This is a genomic window from Curvibacter soli (assembly GCF_029211125.1).
GTDB classification, from domain to species: domain Bacteria; phylum Pseudomonadota; class Gammaproteobacteria; order Burkholderiales; family Burkholderiaceae_C; genus Curvibacter_A; species Curvibacter_A soli.
In genome coordinates, this window is record NZ_JARGEN010000018.1 from 85,277 (window position 1) to 102,250 (window position 16,974).

Annotated in this window: 16 protein-coding genes; 11 read left to right on the forward strand and 5 right to left on the reverse strand. The window is 66.6% G+C overall.

The annotated features are described in order from the left end of the window. Positions 1 to 163 precede the first annotated feature (163 nt). Positions 164 to 421: a translation initiation factor IF-1 gene (infA, locus tag PY257_RS04455; protein WP_275739261.1), complete on the forward strand. Its 258-nt coding sequence runs from the start codon at positions 164 to 166 to the stop codon at positions 419 to 421. A gap of 27 nt (positions 422 to 448) precedes the next feature. On the opposite strand, the gene PY257_RS04460 is transcribed toward infA, so the two are convergent. Together PY257_RS04460 and cspE are read right to left on the reverse strand one after the other, a co-directional pair. Next, entirely contained in the window at positions 449 to 1,480 is a 1,032-nt protein-coding gene (locus PY257_RS04460; RefSeq protein WP_275739263.1) for a trypsin-like serine peptidase, read from the reverse strand. A gap of 85 nt (positions 1,481 to 1,565) precedes the next feature. Further along, entirely contained in the window at positions 1,566 to 1,778 is a 213-nt protein-coding gene (gene cspE / locus PY257_RS04465; protein ID WP_275739265.1) for a transcription antiterminator/RNA stability regulator CspE, read from the reverse strand. 714 nt (positions 1,779 to 2,492) lie between these two features. Here cspE and PY257_RS04470 point away from each other — a divergent pair. The 9 genes from PY257_RS04470 (at position 2,493) to PY257_RS04510 (ending at position 9,648) form a co-directional block, all read left to right on the forward strand. After that, the gene (locus PY257_RS04470; protein ID WP_275739267.1) at positions 2,493 to 3,125 is read left to right on the forward strand and encodes a hypothetical protein; all 633 of its coding nucleotides are present in this window, start codon (positions 2,493 to 2,495) and stop codon (positions 3,123 to 3,125) included. 2 nt (positions 3,126 to 3,127) lie between these two features. Then, positions 3,128 to 3,667: a peptide deformylase gene (gene def / locus PY257_RS04475; protein WP_275739269.1), complete on the forward strand. Its 540-nt coding sequence runs from the start codon at positions 3,128 to 3,130 to the stop codon at positions 3,665 to 3,667. Positions 3,668 to 3,778: 111 nt separating this feature from the next. Continuing rightward, a complete protein-coding gene (locus tag PY257_RS04480; RefSeq protein WP_275739271.1) occupies positions 3,779 to 4,333 on the forward strand; it encodes an NADPH-dependent FMN reductase in 555 nt (184 codons plus the stop codon). A 153-nt stretch (positions 4,334 to 4,486) separates the two neighbouring features. Further along, entirely contained in the window at positions 4,487 to 5,128 is a 642-nt protein-coding gene (locus tag PY257_RS04485; protein WP_275739273.1) for a peroxiredoxin, read from the forward strand. A 22-nt stretch (positions 5,129 to 5,150) separates the two neighbouring features. Next, positions 5,151 to 5,723, forward strand: a complete 573-nt coding sequence (locus PY257_RS04490; RefSeq protein ID WP_275739275.1) for an RBBP9/YdeN family alpha/beta hydrolase — start codon at positions 5,151 to 5,153, stop codon at positions 5,721 to 5,723. Continuing rightward, positions 5,720 to 6,721 carry a sulfate ABC transporter substrate-binding protein gene (locus PY257_RS04495; RefSeq protein ID WP_275739277.1) on the forward strand — a complete coding sequence of 334 codons (1,002 nt, stop codon included), beginning with the start codon at positions 5,720 to 5,722 and terminating at the stop codon, positions 6,719 to 6,721. The genes PY257_RS04490 and PY257_RS04495 overlap by 4 nt, the downstream gene beginning before the upstream one ends. Positions 6,722 to 6,729: 8 nt before the next feature. Further along, entirely contained in the window at positions 6,730 to 7,608 is an 879-nt protein-coding gene (cysT, locus tag PY257_RS04500; protein ID WP_275739279.1) for a sulfate ABC transporter permease subunit CysT, read from the forward strand. Then, positions 7,605 to 8,507 carry a sulfate ABC transporter permease subunit CysW gene (gene cysW / locus PY257_RS04505; RefSeq protein ID WP_275739281.1) on the forward strand — a complete coding sequence of 301 codons (903 nt, stop codon included), beginning with the start codon at positions 7,605 to 7,607 and terminating at the stop codon, positions 8,505 to 8,507. Before cysT ends, cysW begins: the two co-directional genes overlap by 4 nt. 16 nt (positions 8,508 to 8,523) lie before the next feature. After that, positions 8,524 to 9,648 (forward strand): sulfate/molybdate ABC transporter ATP-binding protein, encoded by a 1,125-nt coding sequence (locus PY257_RS04510; protein WP_275739283.1) that lies wholly within the window; start codon positions 8,524 to 8,526, stop codon positions 9,646 to 9,648. 155 nt (positions 9,649 to 9,803) lie between these two features. On the opposite strand, the gene PY257_RS04515 is transcribed toward PY257_RS04510, so the two are convergent. Genes PY257_RS04515 through ettA form a run of 3 tightly spaced genes read right to left on the reverse strand, consistent with a single transcriptional unit; the run spans position 9,804 to position 14,827 of the window. Beyond that, a complete protein-coding gene (locus PY257_RS04515; RefSeq protein ID WP_275739285.1) occupies positions 9,804 to 10,715 on the reverse strand; it encodes a DUF808 domain-containing protein in 912 nt (303 codons plus the stop codon). After that, complete coding sequence (locus PY257_RS04520) at positions 10,715 to 13,123, reverse strand: DUF1631 family protein (RefSeq protein WP_275739287.1); 2,409 nt, start codon at positions 13,121 to 13,123, stop codon at positions 10,715 to 10,717. Before PY257_RS04520 ends, PY257_RS04515 begins: the two co-directional genes overlap by 1 nt. Positions 13,124 to 13,165: 42 nt before the next feature. Beyond that, positions 13,166 to 14,827: an energy-dependent translational throttle protein EttA gene (gene ettA / locus PY257_RS04525; RefSeq protein WP_275739289.1), complete on the reverse strand. Its 1,662-nt coding sequence runs from the start codon at positions 14,825 to 14,827 to the stop codon at positions 13,166 to 13,168. A 513-nt stretch (positions 14,828 to 15,340) separates the two neighbouring features. Here ettA and PY257_RS04530 point away from each other — a divergent pair. Continuing rightward, the coding region (locus PY257_RS04530; RefSeq protein WP_275739291.1) for a DEAD/DEAH box helicase at positions 15,341 to 16,974 on the forward strand (1,634 nt) is incomplete at its 3' end.

Below are 16,974 nucleotides of genomic sequence, written 5' to 3' on the forward strand. Positions count from 1 at the left end.
TCGCGTAGCGGATCGCGCCTTGCCCGGTTGTGGAGGCAGATCTTTTTTATCCCCGCCCTTTCCATCGCCGTACTCCACGGTGTTCAGGCTGCCCCGCGCAGCCTGTCCAGTGACCGGGCGGACCCAGGCATCCCCGATGCCCATACCCATGAAAGCGGCACATATGGCCAAAGAAGATCTGATTGAAATGCGCGGCGTCGTCGCCGAAGTGTTGCCCGACTCACGCTACCGCGTGAAGTTGGAGAACGGCCACGAACTGGTGGCCTATACGGCGGGCAAGATGCGCAAGCACCGCATCCGTATCCTCGCGGGCGACAAGGTATCGCTCGAACTGTCGCCCTATGACCTGACCAAGGGCCGGATCAACTTCCGCCACCTCGACAACGCGCGCTCGCCCGGCCCCTTCAACTCGCAGCGCTGAATCGCCAAGCCATGTCGCTGGCTGGTTTCATGCAGCGATGCCCGCCTGCGCCGGCTCGGTCAGCGCGAGCAGGATGTCGGCATACCAGGCGCAGTTCAGCCCCAGCGACTCGTCGCGCAGCAGATCGCGGTGGCTCATGTCCATGCGCATGGAATGCACGCCCAGCAATTTCCAGGGCAGTTCATCCCCTCCAGCGGCGGATGCGCCAGCATCGCGCAGCAGCACGGGTGCGCCGCTGCTGCCCCGGTGGGTGCGGGCATCGGTCAAGAACTGCCCCTGCCCCTGGAACCGGATGCCGAACGCCGAGGCGACGGCGGCTTGCCGCACCACCGGCAAATGATGGACCGTATCGTGGAAACCCAAAGGAAACCCCACGATCGCCAGCGAACTGCCGACCTCGATTTCCGCGCCTGCCAAGGGCAGATGCGCAGGCGTGAAGGCACGCAGGACGCACGACGCAGGCAGCGCCTCCCTGTTGATTTCCACCACCGCCACATCCACCGGGCCAGCGCTGTCGCCGCCCTGGCGCCAGCCGGGCATGCCATTGCGGTAGAGCAGTATCGACAGGCTGGTGCAGCGCGTGAGGTCGTGCGCATCGTCGTGCAGTTCCACCTCGATGCGGCCGGGGAAATGGCAGCTTGCCTCGTCTCGCAGCACATGCAGGCTCGTGACCAGGTACAGGCGCTCGTCTCGCTGGAAGAAGAACCCGCTCGCGTTCGTCATGGCGCGCAGGCCGTCGAAGGTGCGCACGCGGGTGGTCGTCAACAGCACCGCCTCCACCGCAGCCCGCTGCGGGGGCATGCTGCCGGAACCTATGCCATCGAGCACCGCATTCGTGCGGCGCACGTCACGCTCGAAGGCGGCGATGGCATGCTCGGAAATGGGGGCGTGTAGCAGTGCCGTGCGGGCGGCCTCTGCATGCGCCTCGAAGAGCCGCCGCAGATCGGCATGCGCCGTCTGCGGCAATGCCTCCAGCAGAGCGGGAATCAGCGCATCGAGCGCCACCAACCCGCCCTTTATCTCGCATATCCGCTCGGTGGCTTCCTGCAGGTTCTTCATGGCGGCCCCTTCCCCAAAAAAAGAATCGCGGACATGCCGCGATTCTTGCAACTCATCAACGGGGCCGAAGCCCCGCGCATTCCACTCAGGCCGGGCGGATGTTCGACGCCTGCGGCCCCTTGGCGCCTTCGGTCACTTCGAACTGGACGCGCTGGCTTTCGACCAGGGTCTTGAAGCCCTGGTCGCTCTGGATTTCGCGGAAATGCGCGAACAGATCCTTACCGCCGTTGTCGGGGGCGATGAAGCCGAAGCCCTTGTCGTTGTTGAACCATTTCACGGTTCCTGTTTGTGTCGTCATATCGATTCCTTTCAGGGTATAGCAGCCGCTACATGCGGCTTCCACGCAGAGACGCCAAGAAAATCATCGATGGGGAATTCGACTGGAACTCGCCGGCGACGCCGGGAGATACTGAAGAGAGACCTAGGAGTGACGGTCTTGCACATGTCTACAGTGCATATGGTACACCCTTGGCGCATGGGCCCCGGCCATTTTCGCGACAGGGTCATGCATATGCGGACAAGAACATGAACCTATTTTCCTCAGTTACCCACTCTGCAATGCTGGCGGCAATGGGTTCGGTTTTGGCTGAAAGGCCAGTATTCGTTCAACGATGTAGCGCACCAAGGCGTACCAGCGCTGGGCTTTGCCCAACTGCGGCGCGGTCTCCTGGATATGGCGCAAACCGGCACGAACATTGGCGACGAGCCGTCTCACCCTCACCTTCATGCCCGCTGCGTCGTGCGGAGTCCGCGCGCGTGTCGGTGGATGACTGGCAGGACTCGGACATGCTGTTTAGATGAATGCGATGAGGAGGCGTGCGCATGGCCTGCCTTGCAATGAGCGGCAGCGCTACACTCTGCAGCCATGCCACATACCGGCTCCAAGCCAACAGCAAACAGGAGGATGGGCATGCGCCGTCGAGAATATTTCTACCGCCATTCTGCTGCCCTGGCTCTGGGTGCCGTGCTGTGCATGGGAGCGACGTGGGGCAGGGCGCAGGAAGTTCATTGCATGCCCGAGGCGCTCGCCGAACTCGATATCCGCATCACCATGGCACGCGACAGCGGCGACAAGGAAAAGCTGGCCGAAGCCACGCGCCAGCGGGCGCACTGGATGGGCCGCTGCAACTACTACAGCGACATCGTGGGCAATTGGCAGCAACTGCATGCGCTCGACCGCGAGGCTGCCGAGTTGCGGCGCAAGTTCGCGGCGTTGCGCGAGCAGTTCTCCACGAGTCGTCGACTCGCCGCCACGGGGCGCGAACGGCCCGTGGAGGGACTCGACCCCGCTGCGCTCGGACGCCTGCCTGTCACGGCGCCAGACCCCATGGTGGCGGTGTGGAACCAGCAGATACTGGCCGAGCGCCGTCAGGCCTGGGCCGAGCACCGCGGCCTGGGCGCCGAGCGCCTGCGTCTTGCCGCATTGGGCCGCGATGTGGAAGCGCGGCGCCAGGAACTGGCTGCGGTACAGCACGACATCGCGGTGCGCCAGCAAGACATCGCACGCATGGAGCAGGCCCTGGCCGTGCTCCAGAAGGCGCAGCAAGGCGGCGTGCTGAGCAGCGACGAGGCCGACTTGCTGGCCGACGATCCCAGACCATCCTCCACGCCTGCGGCGATACCTGATGCGCGCCGCACGTCCTGACCATGGCAGTGCGCGAGATTCTCAAGATGGGCGACCAGCGCCTGCTGCGCGTTAGCCAGCCGGTGCGGACATTCGGTACACCGGAACTGCAGGCGCTGGTGGCTGATATGGACGACACCATGCGTGCGGCCAACGGCGCCGGGCTGGTGGCTCCGCAGATCGGCGTGGACCTGCAGGTGGTGATCTTTGGCACCGACGAGCCCAACCCGCGCTATCCGGGCGCACCCGTCGTGCCGCGCACGGTGCTGCTGAATCCCACGATCACGCCTTTGTCCGACGAAGAGGAGGACGGCTGGGAGGGCTGCCTGTCGGTGCCGGGTCTGCGTGGCGTGGTGCCACGCTTCGCGCGCATCCGCTATGCGGGCTTCGACACCGGGGGCATGCCCGTTGATCGTGTTGCGGAGGGATTCCACGCGCGCGTGGTGCAACACGAGTGCGACCATCTAGCCGGCATGCTCTATCCCATGCGCGTGCGCGACTTCACGCGCTTCGGCTTCACCGACGTGCTGTTTCCAGGGCTGGACGCGGGCGACGACGATTGACGTACAGCGCCAGCGGCGAATTCCTACAGCGCTGCCGGCGATGTCCTCGCATAATCGCGCCGCAGTGGGCGGCGTATGGTGCGCAGCCCGGGGCATCAGGAGGTACCAAGCATGAGCCAGTTCAAAATCGCTGTCGTCATCGGCAGTTTGCGCAAGGATTCGTTCAACAGGAAGCTCGCGCTCGCGTTGGCGGCATTGGCGCCTGCGGAATTTACATTCGAGCATGTGCGCATTGACGACCTGCCGCTTTACAACCAGGACGACGATGGCAACCAGGCCGTATCCGTCCAGCGGATGAGGAGCGAGGTTGCGGGCGCGCAAGGCGTGCTTTTCGTCACGCCCGAATACAACCGCTCCATTCCCGGCGTGCTGAAGAACGCGTTGGACCATGGCTCGCGCCCCTACGGGCAGAGCGCATGGGGTGGCAAGCCAGCCGGCGTGGTGGGCATCTCGCCTGGTGCCATCGGTACGGCACTGGCGCAGCAGCATCTGCGCAACGTGCTGGCATACCTGGACATGCCGACGCTGGGCCAGCCCGAGCTTTTCCTGCAGGCCAAGGAAGACCTATTCGACGGCGCCGGGCACATCGCCAATCCCGGCACCAAGGAATTCCTGCAGAAATGGGTGAACCAGTATGCGGCGTGGGTGAAAAAGCACGCGGCCTGAGTTCTGCGGACCCGCCGGACGCAAAAAGAGCCACCGAGCTCTTTTTTTGACGGCTTTATATGCAAAAAACAAAATAAATTAACAAAAATATATTCTTTTGCGTTGTAAGCGGCTCTTGGGACAATCATCACTCATTGCATCCAAGGAGCGACCATGACAACTCTCAGACTCGGCGATACGGCCCCCGATTTCACCCAGGAATCCAGTGAAGGCACCATCCATTTCTACGACTGGGCGGGTGGTTCATGGGTGGTGCTGTTCTCGCACCCTGCCGACTTCACGCCGGTCTGTACGACCGAACTGGGCAAGACGGCGGCGCTGTCGGGCGAGTTCGCCAAGCGCAGCGTCAAGCCCATCGCGATCAGCGTGGACCCGGTGGATAGCCACAAGAAGTGGATCGGCGACATCAACGAGACCCAGCACACCACGGTCAATTTCCCGATCCTGGCCGACGCCGACAAGAAGGTCGCCACGCTCTACGATCTGATCCACCCCAACGCCTCCACCACCGCCACGGTGCGCAGCGTATTCATCATCGATCCCAAGCACGTGGTGCGCGCCACCATCACCTACCCAGCCAGCACGGGGCGCAACTTCGACGAGATCCTGCGCGTCATCGATTCGCTGCAGCTCACCGACAACTACAAGGTCGCCACGCCCGCCAACTGGAAGGACGGCGACGACGTGGTCATCGTGCCCAGCGTGCAAGACCCGGCAGAACTGGCGCAGCGCTTCCCCAAGGGCTTCAACGCCGTGCGCCCCTACCTGCGCCTCACGCCGCAGCCCAACAAATAAGCTGCCGCTGCTCACGCATCGTATGGCGCATGCTTCCATCGTCATCGTGCCGGGCTGGCGTGATTCCGGCCCCGGCCACTGGCAGACGCTGTGGGCCGAGCGCCTGCCCACGGCCCGCCGCGTGGTACAGGACGACTGGATCACGCCCACCCGCGCGGCCTGGGTCGCGGCCATCGAGCGCATGGTGCTCGAAGCGCCCGAGCCGGTGGTGATCGCGGCCCACAGCCTGGGCTGCATCGCCACGGCGCATGTGTCCGAGGCGGTGGCGCGGCGTGTCCGCGGGGCACTGCTCGTGGCGCCCGCCGACCCCGAACGCCGTGCGGTGCTCAATGACTTCGCTCCCGTGCCTTACGCGCGCCTGCCGTACCGCAGCATCGTCGTCGGCAGTACGAACGATCCGTACTGCCCCATCCGGCTTACGGGCGCCTACGCGCGGGCCTGGGGCAGCGAGTTCGTGCGCCTGCCCGATGCTGGCCATATCAACGTCGAATCCGGCCACGGCGAATGGCCGCTGGGCCAGGCGCTGCTGCAGTCGCTCGCCGGCGACGAGCGCGTGGCCGCCTCTCTTTTCTCTCCCCCTCTGGAAACAGCATGAATCCTCGATTGAAGACACTCCTTGCCACCGTGTTGCTGGCAGCCGGCACCGCTGCGTCCGCCCAGGGCACGCCGCTGCTCAACGCCTCCTACGACGTGGCGCGCGAGTTCTACAAGGACTACAACGCAGCCTTCATCGACCACTACAAGAAGACCACCAGCAAGGATATCAAGATCGACCAGTCGCACGGCGGCTCCAGCGCCCAGGCGCGTGCCGTGGCCGACGGACTCGATGCCGACGTGGTGACGATGAACACCACCACCGACATCGACTTCCTCGCCAACGCTGGCGTGGTGGCCAAGGATTGGAGCAAGCGCTTCCCCGACAATGCCGCGCCCACCACGTCCACCATGCTGTTCCTGGTGCGCAACGGCAATCCCAAGGGCATTAAGGACTGGGACGACCTGACCAAACCCGGCATCCAGGTCGTGGTGGTCAACCCCAAGACCGGGGGCAATGGCCGCTACGCCTACCTGGCTGCCTGGGGCTATGTGAAGAAGAAGGGCGGCACCGACGCGCAGGCGGCGGAGTTCGTGGGCAAGCTGTTCAAGAACGTGCCCGTGCTCGGCAAGGGCGGTCGCGACGCCACCACCATCTTCCTGCAGCGCAACATCGGTGACGTGCTGATCACGTTCGAGTCGGAAGTGGTGTCCATCGACCGCGAATTCGGCACCGGCAAGGTCGATGCCATCTACCCGTCGATCAGCGTCCAGGCCGAGAATCCGGTGGCCGTGGTGGAGCGCACCGTGGCCAAGAAGGGCACGGGCGAAGTCGCCAAGGCCTATCTGGACTACCTCTATTCCGAGGAAGGGCAGGAGATCGCCGCCAAGCATGCACTGCGCCCGCGCTCGTCGGCGGTGCTGAAGAAATACGCCAAAACCTTCAAGCCGCTGCAGCTCTTCACGGTGCAGGAACTGTTCGGAAGCCTGGGCGAGGCGCAGAAAGTCCACTTCAACGACGGTGGCCAGTTCGATCAGCTCTACGTGCCCGCCAAGTAAGGCAGCGAATGACCGCCATCACCTCCACGGCGCCGCCCCTGCGGGCGGCGCCCACCCGGCAGCGTGCCCGCAAGGTGCTGCCGGGCTTCGGCCTGACGCTGGGCTACACGCTGTTCTACCTCAGCCTCATCGTGCTGCTGCCGTTCCTGGCGCTGTTCCTCAAGACCTTTACCCTGACCTGGGAACAGTTCTGGGTGGCGGTGACGTCACCGCGCGTACTGGCCTCGTACCGGCTGACCTTTGGCGCATCGCTGATTGCGGCGCTCGTCAATCTGGTGTTCGGCCTGCTGGTTGCATGGGTGCTGGTGCGCTACAAGTTTGCCGGCAAGAAGATCGTCGATGCCCTGGTGGACCTGCCGTTCGCGCTGCCCACCGCCGTGGCGGGCATTTCGCTCACCGCCTTGCTGGCCGGCAACGGCTGGGTCGGCCAATACCTGGAGCCGCTGGGCATCAGGCTGGCCTTCACGCCCGCGGGTGTGGTGATCGCGCTGATCTTCATCGGGCTGCCTTTCGTGGTACGCACCGTGCAGCCCGTGCTGGAAGATTCCGAGAAGGAGTTGGAAGAAGCCGCCACCTGCCTGGGCGCTACGCGCTGGCAGACTTTCACCAAGGTCATCCTGCCCTCCATCACGCCGGCTCTGCTCACGGGCTTCGCCATGGCCTTCGCTCGCGCCATCGGCGAATACGGCTCCGTCATCTTCATTGCCGGCAACATGCCGATGATTTCCGAAATCACGCCGCTCATCATCATCGGCAAGCTCGAACAATACGACTACGCCGGCGCGACCGCCGTAGCCGTGGTGATGCTGGTGTTTGCCTTCGCGCTGCTGCTCGTCATCAATGCGCTGCAGGCCTGGCAGCGCCGCCATGCCGGGGGCCTGGCATGAGCCGCACGCGCACCGTCCGGCGCAGCCAGGCCGGCACCACCGAGGCCCCGTGGGTACGCAATACGCTGATCGGCGCGGCGCTGCTCTTCCTGGGGCTGTTCCTTGTGCTGCCGCTGGCCGCCGTGTTCACCGAGGCGCTGCGCAAGGGCGCCGGCGCCTACTTCGACGCGTTGCGCGAGCCCGATGCCTGGAGCGCCATCCGCCTCACGCTCATCACGGCGGCCATTTCCGTGCCGCTGAACCTGGTGTTCGGCGTGGCGGCGGCCTGGGCCATCGCCAAGTACGAGTTCCGCGGCAAGGCGCTGCTGACCACGCTGGTGGACTTGCCGTTCTCGGTCTCCCCTGTGGTGGCGGGCCTGATGTATGTGCTGCTGTTCGGCGCCCAGGGCTGGCTGGGTCCATGGCTGCAGGCGCACGACACCAAGATCATCTTCGCCATACCGGGCATCGTGCTGGCGACCGTGTTCGTGACCTTCCCGTTCATCGCGCGAGAACTGATCCCGCTGATGCAGGCCCAGGGCAGCGAAGAGGAGCAGGCCGCCATGGTGCTGGGCGCCACGGGCTGGCAGACATTCTGGAAAGTCACGCTGCCCAATATCAAGTGGGGCCTGCTGTACGGCGTGATCCTGTGCAATGCGCGCGCCATGGGAGAGTTCGGCGCCGTCTCGGTGGTGTCGGGCCACATCCGCGGGCAAACCAACACCATCCCGCTGCACGTGGAAATTCTCTACAACGAATACCAGTCGGTGGCCGCGTTCGCCGTGGCTTCGCTGCTGGCGATCCTGGCTCTGGTCACGCTGGTCATCAAGTCGGTGGCCGAGTGGCGCAGCGAGCAGGAGCTGAAGGCCGCGGCCAACCTGCCGCCCGAGCGCCCCACCGCGCTGCAGCCGGCGGCATGAAGAAGAAAGAACCGACATGAGCATCGAAATCCGCAACGTCAGCAAGCAGTTCGGCGAATTCAGGGCGCTGCGCGACGTGAGCCTGGACATCCACTCGGGCGAACTCATTGCGCTGCTGGGGCCGTCGGGCTGTGGCAAGACCACGCTGCTGCGCATCATTGCCGGCCTGGAAGTGCCCGATGCGGGCAGCATCCTGTTCTCGGGCGAAGACACCACCGACGTGCATGTGCGCGACCGCCAGGTCGGCTTCGTGTTCCAGCACTACGCGCTGTTTCGCCACATGACGGTATTTGAGAACGTTGCGTTCGGCCTGCGCGTCAAGCCGCGCGGCCAGCGCCCGAGCGAAGAACAGATCAGGAAGAAAGTGCATGACTTGCTCAAGCTCGTGCAACTCGACTGGCTGGCCGACCGCTTCCCCTCGCAGCTTTCAGGTGGCCAGCGCCAGCGCATCGCCCTGGCGCGCGCGCTGGCGGTCGAGCCCAAGGTGCTGCTGCTCGACGAACCCTTCGGAGCGCTGGACGCCAAGGTGCGCAAGGAACTGCGCCGCTGGCTGCGCCACCTGCACGACGAACTCCACGTGACCAGCATCTTCGTCACCCACGACCAGGAAGAAGCGCTCGAAGTGGCCGACCGCGTGGTGGTCATCCACAAGGGCCAGATCGAGCAGGTCGGCTCGCCGCAAGATGTGTGGGACCATCCTGCGAGTCCTTTCGTCTACGGCTTCCTGGGCGACGTGAACCTGTTCCACGGACGCGCCCGCGAAGGGGAGGTGGAGGTCGAAGGCATCCGCATCAAGTCGCCCGAATACGACGGCGTGCGCGACGCCAAGGCCTATGCCTACGTGCGCCCGCACGACCTGGACGTGCAGCGCTATGCGCCCGGCGCCAACATCGACGCCGAGGGGCAGCCGCGCGGCATCGTGGCGCAGCTCACGCGCGCCATCGTCGTCGGCCCGATAGCACGGCTGGAACTTACCGCCGCGGACGACAACAAACTGGCGGACAATCCCGCCAGCGAGTCCCTGATCGAAGCGCAGATTCCAGCGCAGCAGTTCAGGGATCTCGGTTTGCGCGAGGGCGAGACGCTGGTGTTGACACCGCGCAAGGCCCGCGTTTTCATTGAACCTGGAAACGGCATCTGAGCATCGATAGCCCGCGCTGCTTTCCCCCGAATGCTGTTGGCGGGCAAGGGATGCGCAGAGCCACGCCATGGCCAAACCCATCGCCATCTCCTCACGTCATATCGATGTGAGGGATTGTCGAAACCGATCAGGCGCAGGGGAAGGACGCCGGCGGCTTACCGGTTACGGCGCAGGCGCTGGGCCAGCGCCACCATGCCCAACAGCGTGGCGCCAGCCAGCATGCCGAACAGGCCACTGAGAACCGGGGCAGCCATAGCACCCACCGGATCGCCAGCGCGGGCGGCCAGTGCCTCGATGGCATGGTGCAGCGGCGCGATGCCATGCGTGAGAATGCCGCCACCCACCAGGAACATTGCTACCGTGCCCGCTACGGACAGGCCTTTCATGAGCCAGGGCGCCGCCGCCACGATGGCGCGGCCAAGGCCGCGCGCAGCGGCGGTGGCGCTGCGGCTCAGGTATAGCCCCAGGTCGTCGAGCTTGACGATCCCCGCCACCAGTCCATAGACGCCCAGGGTCATGGCAACCGCCACGCCGGCCAGCACCAGTATCTGCGACGCCAGCGGCTGCCCCTGCACCACGCCGAGCGTGATGGCGATGATTTCGGCGGACAGGATGAAATCCGTACGCACCGCGCCCGCCACCTTGTCCTTTTCGAGCGCCACGCGGTCGGCGGGCTCGCGCGCCAAGTGCTGCGCGTGCTCGGCATGCCGGGCCTGGTCCTGTGCCGCGCTGTGCATGAAGCGGTGGGCCAGCTTCTCGAACCCCTCGAAGCACAGGTATGCGCCGCCCAGCATCAGCAGCGGCGTGACGGCCCAGGGGGCGAACGCACTGATGGCCAACGCCGCCGGAACCAGGATGGCCTTGTTGCGCAGCGAACCCTTGCACACCGCCCACACCACGGGTAGTTCGCGGTCGGCCTGCACGCCCGTGACCTGCTGAGCGTTGAGCGCCAGGTCGTCGCCCAGCACGCCTGCCGTCTTCTTGGCGGCAACCTTGGTCATGACGGACACGTCGTCGAGCACCGTGGCGATGTCGTCGAGCAAGGCCAGCAAGCTGCCCGCAGCCATCAACGCCCCAGGGTATTGCGCATGGCGGTCTGGGCCACGGCGTCTAGCGCGCCTTCCACCACCGTCTGGCGTGACACGACGCGCAGCGCGCCTTCGGTGGCCAGCTTGTCGCGCATGCGCTTGGTCATCGACTGCGTGCTGCCGTCCGCACCCGTGAAGAGGAACAGCGTGCCATGCGGGCTGGCCCAGGTGAGCTGGGTACGCACCACGCGGCCGTGGGTCAGCAGTTCGACCCACGCCCCGACCTCCAGCGACAAGGTGGGCAAGGTCGCCGGGGCCGTCGCTGCGGGCGCCGCCGTTTCCGGCTCGGCCACAGGAACCACCGAAGGCGCTTGGGGAGGGGGTACTGCCTGCGCCGCCTCGGCTGCGGGAGCAGGCACGGGCTCCGCGACGGGCGGCGGCTCGTCCTCGACCAGTCCGGCTTGCAACACCTCGTTGGGGGCGAGCCAGGGGCCGGAACTCTCGGTCGCAGGCGGTGCCGGCAGCGTGGCGGAAATCGTGGCAGCCGGCGCGGCGATGGGCGCAGTCGCCGCGGGTGCCGACGGCGACTGGAAGGCCTGCTGGTGCAGGCCGATGAGGTGCTCGAAGAATGCACTGGCCTGCATCGGCGGGTAGTCGATGGTCTTGAGCCCTTCGCGCAGCTTGGCCAGCAGGCCGGGGATGAGCTTGGTCAGGCGCGGCAGGTTGTTGCGCGCCAGCACCGGCTGGGCGCTCCAGAACAGGTTGGGCACCAGGCCCAGATAGCCGCCGGGGTCCGCCGCACCCGCGCGGTCGCCCAGGCGGGCCTGGGCGACCACCTGCACCCAGGGGCCGATGACGAACGCCATGATGGGCGCGGGCACGTTGCCGGCATCGGGCCATTCCTGGATGTCGCCGGCAATCTTCTCGGCCAGCAGGTTGCGCTGTTCCGCCTGCAGCAGCGCCTGCACTGCCTTTTCGCGGTGGGCGCGCTCCGCATCGCTCTGCGCATCCCACACCTTCTGCAGTGACTCCAGCTCCTGCTCGAAAGGCGCCGCATCCACCACCACCGACGTCGCCAGATGGTCGACCGACGTGCGCATCACCCGCATGAACTCTGGAAAGCCCGGCGCGCTCGTGGTGTCGAAAGCCAGGCTGCGCTGCGTCATCTCGTCGAGCAGGCGGCGCGCGGGATGATCCTTGTCGCTGAAGAAGCGCGGATCGGCCAGCACGAGCTGGATCAGCGCGGGCTCCAGGTCCTGTACCGCCTTCTGCACGGGAGGCAGCAGGCGCGCGTCCTGCGCGATGTTCTCGATCATGAGGCTGACCACCTCCACCCCCACCGACTGCCCTGCCCCGCGCGCCGCAGCGCCCGCCGCGGGAGCCGGAATGCCCGCCGCCCGGTGCAGCGCGGTGAGCGGCGGTGGCGCGACCGGCTGGCGCTGGGCCAGGCGCTCCACCACCTGCTCGATCTGGCGCATGTCCTCGATCATGTCGAACGCCGCAGGCACCGTGTGCTGGAAATCGGGCCGGCCCACCGCCGCCGGCGCGGCGGCGGCCCCGGCCAGGCCCATGGGACGCAGGCCGCCGCCCATGTCGAGCTCGCCCGACAGCAACTGGCGCAGGCGGCCCACGGTGAGAAGCGCCTCGTCGCCCTCGCCCGCGGGTGCCGCTCCTGCGGACTGCTGCTGCGCGCCTGCATGCGGCTGAGGCTGAGGCTGCTGCAGCATGGCCGCCATGGCCGCCGCGCCGCCGCCGCGCGCAACGGCCAGCGTATCGGCATGGCTGGGCGCCACCGCATAGCCCACGGGCGCTATGCCCTGCTGCTGCAGAAAGGTGCAAATGCCTTCGTAGATGCCCACGAGTTCCTTGCCGAGTACGTCGCACATGGCCTGCATCCAGGCCAGCCGCACTGCGGAGGAGACGTTCGTCTGCGTGATCGCGTCCTGCAGGGCGCGGATGTACGACTCGGGCCGCAGGGGATTGCGCTCGGGCTGCACATTGCGCAGGCCCTGCGCCGCGCAGATGTAGGTGTTGAGCTCGGCCAGGGGCGATTCCGCCGCATGCAGCGCGATCTGCTGCGCCCGCGCCAGCTCGACCTTGTCCTGCACCTCGGACTCGTCCATCAGCTCCAGTTGGTCGAAGCTCAGCGCGCTCGCCCCGCCGGGCTTGGCCCTGGAGGCCGGGCCGCCTTCGATGAACACCGCGCGCAGCGTGGCCGGGTAGTTTTCCACCAGGGCTCTCTCGTGCTGCGCCAGCAGGCGGTGCGCGTCGCTCATGGTGTTGCGCACCTGCAGGTTGCCGCCGTGCACCGCGCTGTCCTGCGGCTGCAGCGCCTGCAGCGCCGAGCGCGCCAGCCGCTGCATGAGCGGGCCGCCGTCTCGGGCGGCCTGCGCGATGCAGTCGCGGTAGACGGCCTGATAGCGGAGGATTTCAGGAGATCTGGACATGGCTGGCAACCCGGTCGCGATGGCGATGGAGGAGGATACGGCTTACTGGAGCGCCTTGAAGCGCATGCGCCGGGGCTTGGCGCCTTCCTCGCCCAGGCGCTTCTTTTTGTCGGCCTCGTATTCCTGGTAGTTGCCGTCGAAGAACACCCACTGGCTGTCGCCCTCGGCGGCCAGGATGTGGGTGGCGATGCGGTCGAGGAACCAGCGATCGTGGCTGATCACCAGCACCGAGCCCGCATATTCGAGCAGCGCATCTTCGAGCGCGCGCAGGGTTTCCACGTCGAGGTCGTTGCTGGGCTCGTCGAGCAGCAGCACGTTGCCGCCGGCGATCAGCGTCTTGGCCAGGTGCAGACGGCCGCGTTCGCCGCCGGAGAGCAGTCCCACTTTCTTCTGCTGATCGCTGCCGTTGAAGTTGAAGCGGCCCGCGTAGGCGCGACTGGCCATCTGGAACTTGCCGACGTTGATGATGTCGAGCCCGCCGGAGATGTCCTCCCATACGGTCTTGTCGTTGGCCAGCGCATCGCGCGACTGGTCCACGAAAGCCATCTTCACGGTCTGGCCGATCACCACTTCGCCGCTGTCGGGCTGCTCGCGCCCGGCGATGAGCTTGAACAGCGTCGACTTGCCCGCGCCGTTGGGGCCGATGATGCCGACGATGGCGCCCGCCGGGATGCTGAAGCTCAAGGAATCGATCAGCACCCGGTCGCCGAAGCTCTTGCTCACGTCCTTGAACTCGATCACCTGGCTGCCAAGCCGGTCGGCCACGGGGATGAAGATCTCCTGCGTCTCGTTGCGGCGCTGGTATTCGTAGTCGCTCAGTTCCTCGAAGCGGGCGATGCGCGCCTTGCTCTTGGCCTGGCGGCCCTTGGCGTTCTGGCGCACCCACTCCAGTTCCTTCTTCATGGCCTTGGCGTGGGCTTCCTCGCCCTTCTGCTCGGCCTCCAGGCGGGCTTCCTTCTGCTCCAGCCAGGTGCTGTAATTGCCCTTCCACGGAATGCCGCGTCCGCGGTCGAGTTCCAGAATCCATTCCGCCGCGTTGTCGAGGAAGTAGCGGTCGTGGGTGATGGCCACCACGGTGCCGGAGAAGCGGTGCAGGAACTGCTCCAGCCATTCGACGCTCTCCGCATCGAGGTGGTTGGTGGGTTCGTCGAGCAGCAGCATGTCGGGCTTGGACAGCAGCAGCTTGCACAGCGCCACGCGGCGCTTCTCGCCGCCCGACAGCAGGCCGACCTTGGCGTCCCACGGCGGCAGGCGCAGTGCGTCGGCGGCGATCTCGATCTGGTGCTCGGAATCGGTGCCCGCCGTGGCGATGACGGCCTCCAGCTCGCCCTGCTCGGCGGCCAGGGCGTCGAAGTCGGCATCGGGCTCGGCGTAGGCGGCGTAGATTTCCTCCAGCCGCGCGCGGGCCTGGTTGACCGCGCCCAGCGCCTCTTCGATCGACTGGCGCACGGTGTGCTCGGGATCGAGCTGCGGCTCCTGCGGCAGGTAGCCGATGGTGAGCCCCGGCATCGGAATGGCCTCGCCCTCGATTTCCTTGTCGATGCCGGCCATGATCTTCAGCAGCGATGACTTGCCGGAACCGTTGAGGCCGAGCACGCCGATCTTGGCACCGGGAAAGAAGCTGAGGGAGATGTCTTTCAAGATCTGCCGCTTGGGCGGCACGGTCTTGCAGACCTTGTTCATGGTGTAGACGTATTGGGCCATGCGCTGGGGTTCCTTGAATTGCGATGCATCCCGTAGCCGCCGCAGGGGCGGCGCGATGCCGCGGGCGATGCTCTGGCATGCATTATCGGATGCTTTGCGCCCGCGCCTCAGCGCAATGGGCTGCCAACCGGCCCAGCTTCCTGCCCCGGCGCACCTCGTGGGCCCATTCGGCGGCGCTGCGGGTCAGCTCGGCCTGGATCAGGGCGTCGTCGAGGCCCGCCAGTGCGCGAAACAGCGAGCCCCTCCATGTTCACGATGTCGAGCTGAAACGTGGGGACGGACGGGTTGGCAGACTAGTCCTCACGCCCGTCCGTGGATCGTGCGACAATGCATCCCACGCGCCCGGTTCCAGTTGCCGGCCGCATCAGCACTCTGCTGGGGACGAAGAGTCTGCCATACCGGCGCTCCGGCTCCCATCCATGAACCGCATCAGCCTATGACTGGCCGCAACCCCTTCTCGGGACTTGCGACTGGCCGATGCCCCCCCAGTGCCCGGACGGGCGCTTCCTGTGCATGAACTTTGACGAACTCCAACTCGCACCGGCGATCCTGAAAGCCGTATCCGAACAGGGCTATGAAACGCCCACCCCCATCCAGGCCCAGGCCATCCCGCTCGTGCTGCAAGGCCACGACCTGCTGGCCGGCGCGCAGACCGGCACCGGCAAGACCGCCGCGTTCACGCTGCCCATGCTGCACCGGCTGAGCCAGGCCGAGGCCATCGCCGGCCCGCGCCGCGTGCGCGCCCTGGTGCTCACGCCCACACGAGAACTGGCCGCGCAGATCGAGGAATCGGTGCGCACCTATGGCAAATACGTGGGCCTGACCTCGTGCGTCATCTTCGGCGGCGTGGGCATGAACCCGCAGATCGACCGCCTCCAGCGCGGCGTGGACATCCTCGTCGCCACCCCCGGGCGCCTGCTCGACCTGCAACAGCAGGGCCACCTGGACCTGTCGGCCGTGCAGATCCTCGTGCTCGACGAGGCCGACCGCATGCTCGACATGGGCTTCATCCACGACGTGAAGAAAATCCTCGCGCTGGTGCCCAAGAGCCGGCAGAGCCTGCTGTTCTCGGCCACCTTCAGCGACGAGATCCGCGAACTCGCGGGCACTCTGCTGCGCAACCCGCAGAGCGTGCAGGTCACGCCGCGCAACACCACGGTGCAGCGCATCAGCCAGGTGATCCACCCCGTGGGCCGCGGCAAGAAGAAGCAGGCGCTGCTGCACATCATCGAGGGCAACGACTGGAGCCAGGTGCTGGTCTTCACGCGCACCAAGTTCGGCGCCAACAACGTGGCCGAGTTCCTGACCAAGAACGGCGTCTCTGCCATGGCGCTGCACGGCAACAAGAGCCAGTCGGCGCGCACACAGGCGCTGGCGGGCTTCAAGAGCGGCGACATCCGCGCCCTGGTGGCCACCGACATCGCCGCGCGCGGCATCGACATCGATGAGCTGCCGCACGTCGTCAACTACGAAATCCCCAACGTCTCCGAAGACTACGTGCACCGCATCGGCCGCACGGGCCGCGCCGGTGCCAGTGGCCACGCCGTGAGCCTGGTGTGCATGGACGAGGAAGGCTTCATGCAGGAGATCGAGCGCTTCACCAAGCAGGAGATCCCAGTGCAGGTGATCGAGGGCTTCGGGCCCGAGCCCGGCGAGCACGCCGAGCCCATCGCCATGGGCCGCCAGACCCTGTGGGGCGGTGCCGGCAAGCCGCCGAGCCGCGAAGTCATGGCCGCCGCCGCCAAGGCCGCGCGCCAGGACATGATGGAACGTATCCGCACCAACAAGACCGCGCAGCCGCAGGGTGGCCAGGGCGGGCAAGGCGGACAGGGCAGCCGCAACGGCGGCGGCCAGGGCCGGCGCGCCAATGGCGGCGGCAACGGTGCCCAGGCGCGCGGCCCGGCGCAGAACGGCAACGGCTACGGCGGCAACGCGGGTGGCCGTGGCGGCCCGCCGCGCGGCAACCGGGCGCGCCCCGACGACAGCGCCAGCATTCCGCGCGACGAACGCCAGCCGCGCCACCACGGCAACGCCGTGAGCCCTTCGCAGGCCAACGTGGTGGCCCATCGCCGCGCCGAATCGCTGGGCGGCGCCGCCGCCGGGCAGCCGGACCCGCTGCGCACCAGCGTCGACAGCATGGCGGGCCG

Bases quoted from the DNA above. Each gene is read 5' to 3' on its own strand.
- infA (WP_275739261.1), top strand. From the start codon at position 164: ATGGCCAAAGAAGATCTGATTGAAATGCGCGGCGTCGTCGCCGAAGTG.
- PY257_RS04460 (WP_275739263.1), bottom strand. From the start codon at position 1,480: ATGAAGAACCTGCAGGAAGCCACCGAGCGGATATGCGAGATAAAGGGC.
- cspE (WP_275739265.1), bottom strand. From the start codon at position 1,778: ATGACGACACAAACAGGAACCGTGAAATGGTTCAACAACGACAAGGGC.
- PY257_RS04470 (WP_275739267.1), top strand. From the start codon at position 2,493: ATGCCCGAGGCGCTCGCCGAACTCGATATCCGCATCACCATGGCACGC.
- def (WP_275739269.1), top strand. From the start codon at position 3,128: ATGGCAGTGCGCGAGATTCTCAAGATGGGCGACCAGCGCCTGCTGCGC.
- PY257_RS04480 (WP_275739271.1), top strand. From the start codon at position 3,779: ATGAGCCAGTTCAAAATCGCTGTCGTCATCGGCAGTTTGCGCAAGGAT.
- PY257_RS04485 (WP_275739273.1), top strand. From the start codon at position 4,487: ATGACAACTCTCAGACTCGGCGATACGGCCCCCGATTTCACCCAGGAA.
- PY257_RS04490 (WP_275739275.1), top strand. From the start codon at position 5,151: ATGGCGCATGCTTCCATCGTCATCGTGCCGGGCTGGCGTGATTCCGGC.
- PY257_RS04495 (WP_275739277.1), top strand. From the start codon at position 5,720: ATGAATCCTCGATTGAAGACACTCCTTGCCACCGTGTTGCTGGCAGCC.
- cysT (WP_275739279.1), top strand. From the start codon at position 6,730: ATGACCGCCATCACCTCCACGGCGCCGCCCCTGCGGGCGGCGCCCACC.
- cysW (WP_275739281.1), top strand. From the start codon at position 7,605: ATGAGCCGCACGCGCACCGTCCGGCGCAGCCAGGCCGGCACCACCGAG.
- PY257_RS04510 (WP_275739283.1), top strand. From the start codon at position 8,524: ATGAGCATCGAAATCCGCAACGTCAGCAAGCAGTTCGGCGAATTCAGG.
- PY257_RS04515 (WP_275739285.1), bottom strand. From the start codon at position 10,715: ATGGCTGCGGGCAGCTTGCTGGCCTTGCTCGACGACATCGCCACGGTG.
- PY257_RS04520 (WP_275739287.1), bottom strand. From the start codon at position 13,123: ATGTCCAGATCTCCTGAAATCCTCCGCTATCAGGCCGTCTACCGCGAC.
- ettA (WP_275739289.1), bottom strand. From the start codon at position 14,827: ATGGCCCAATACGTCTACACCATGAACAAGGTCTGCAAGACCGTGCCG.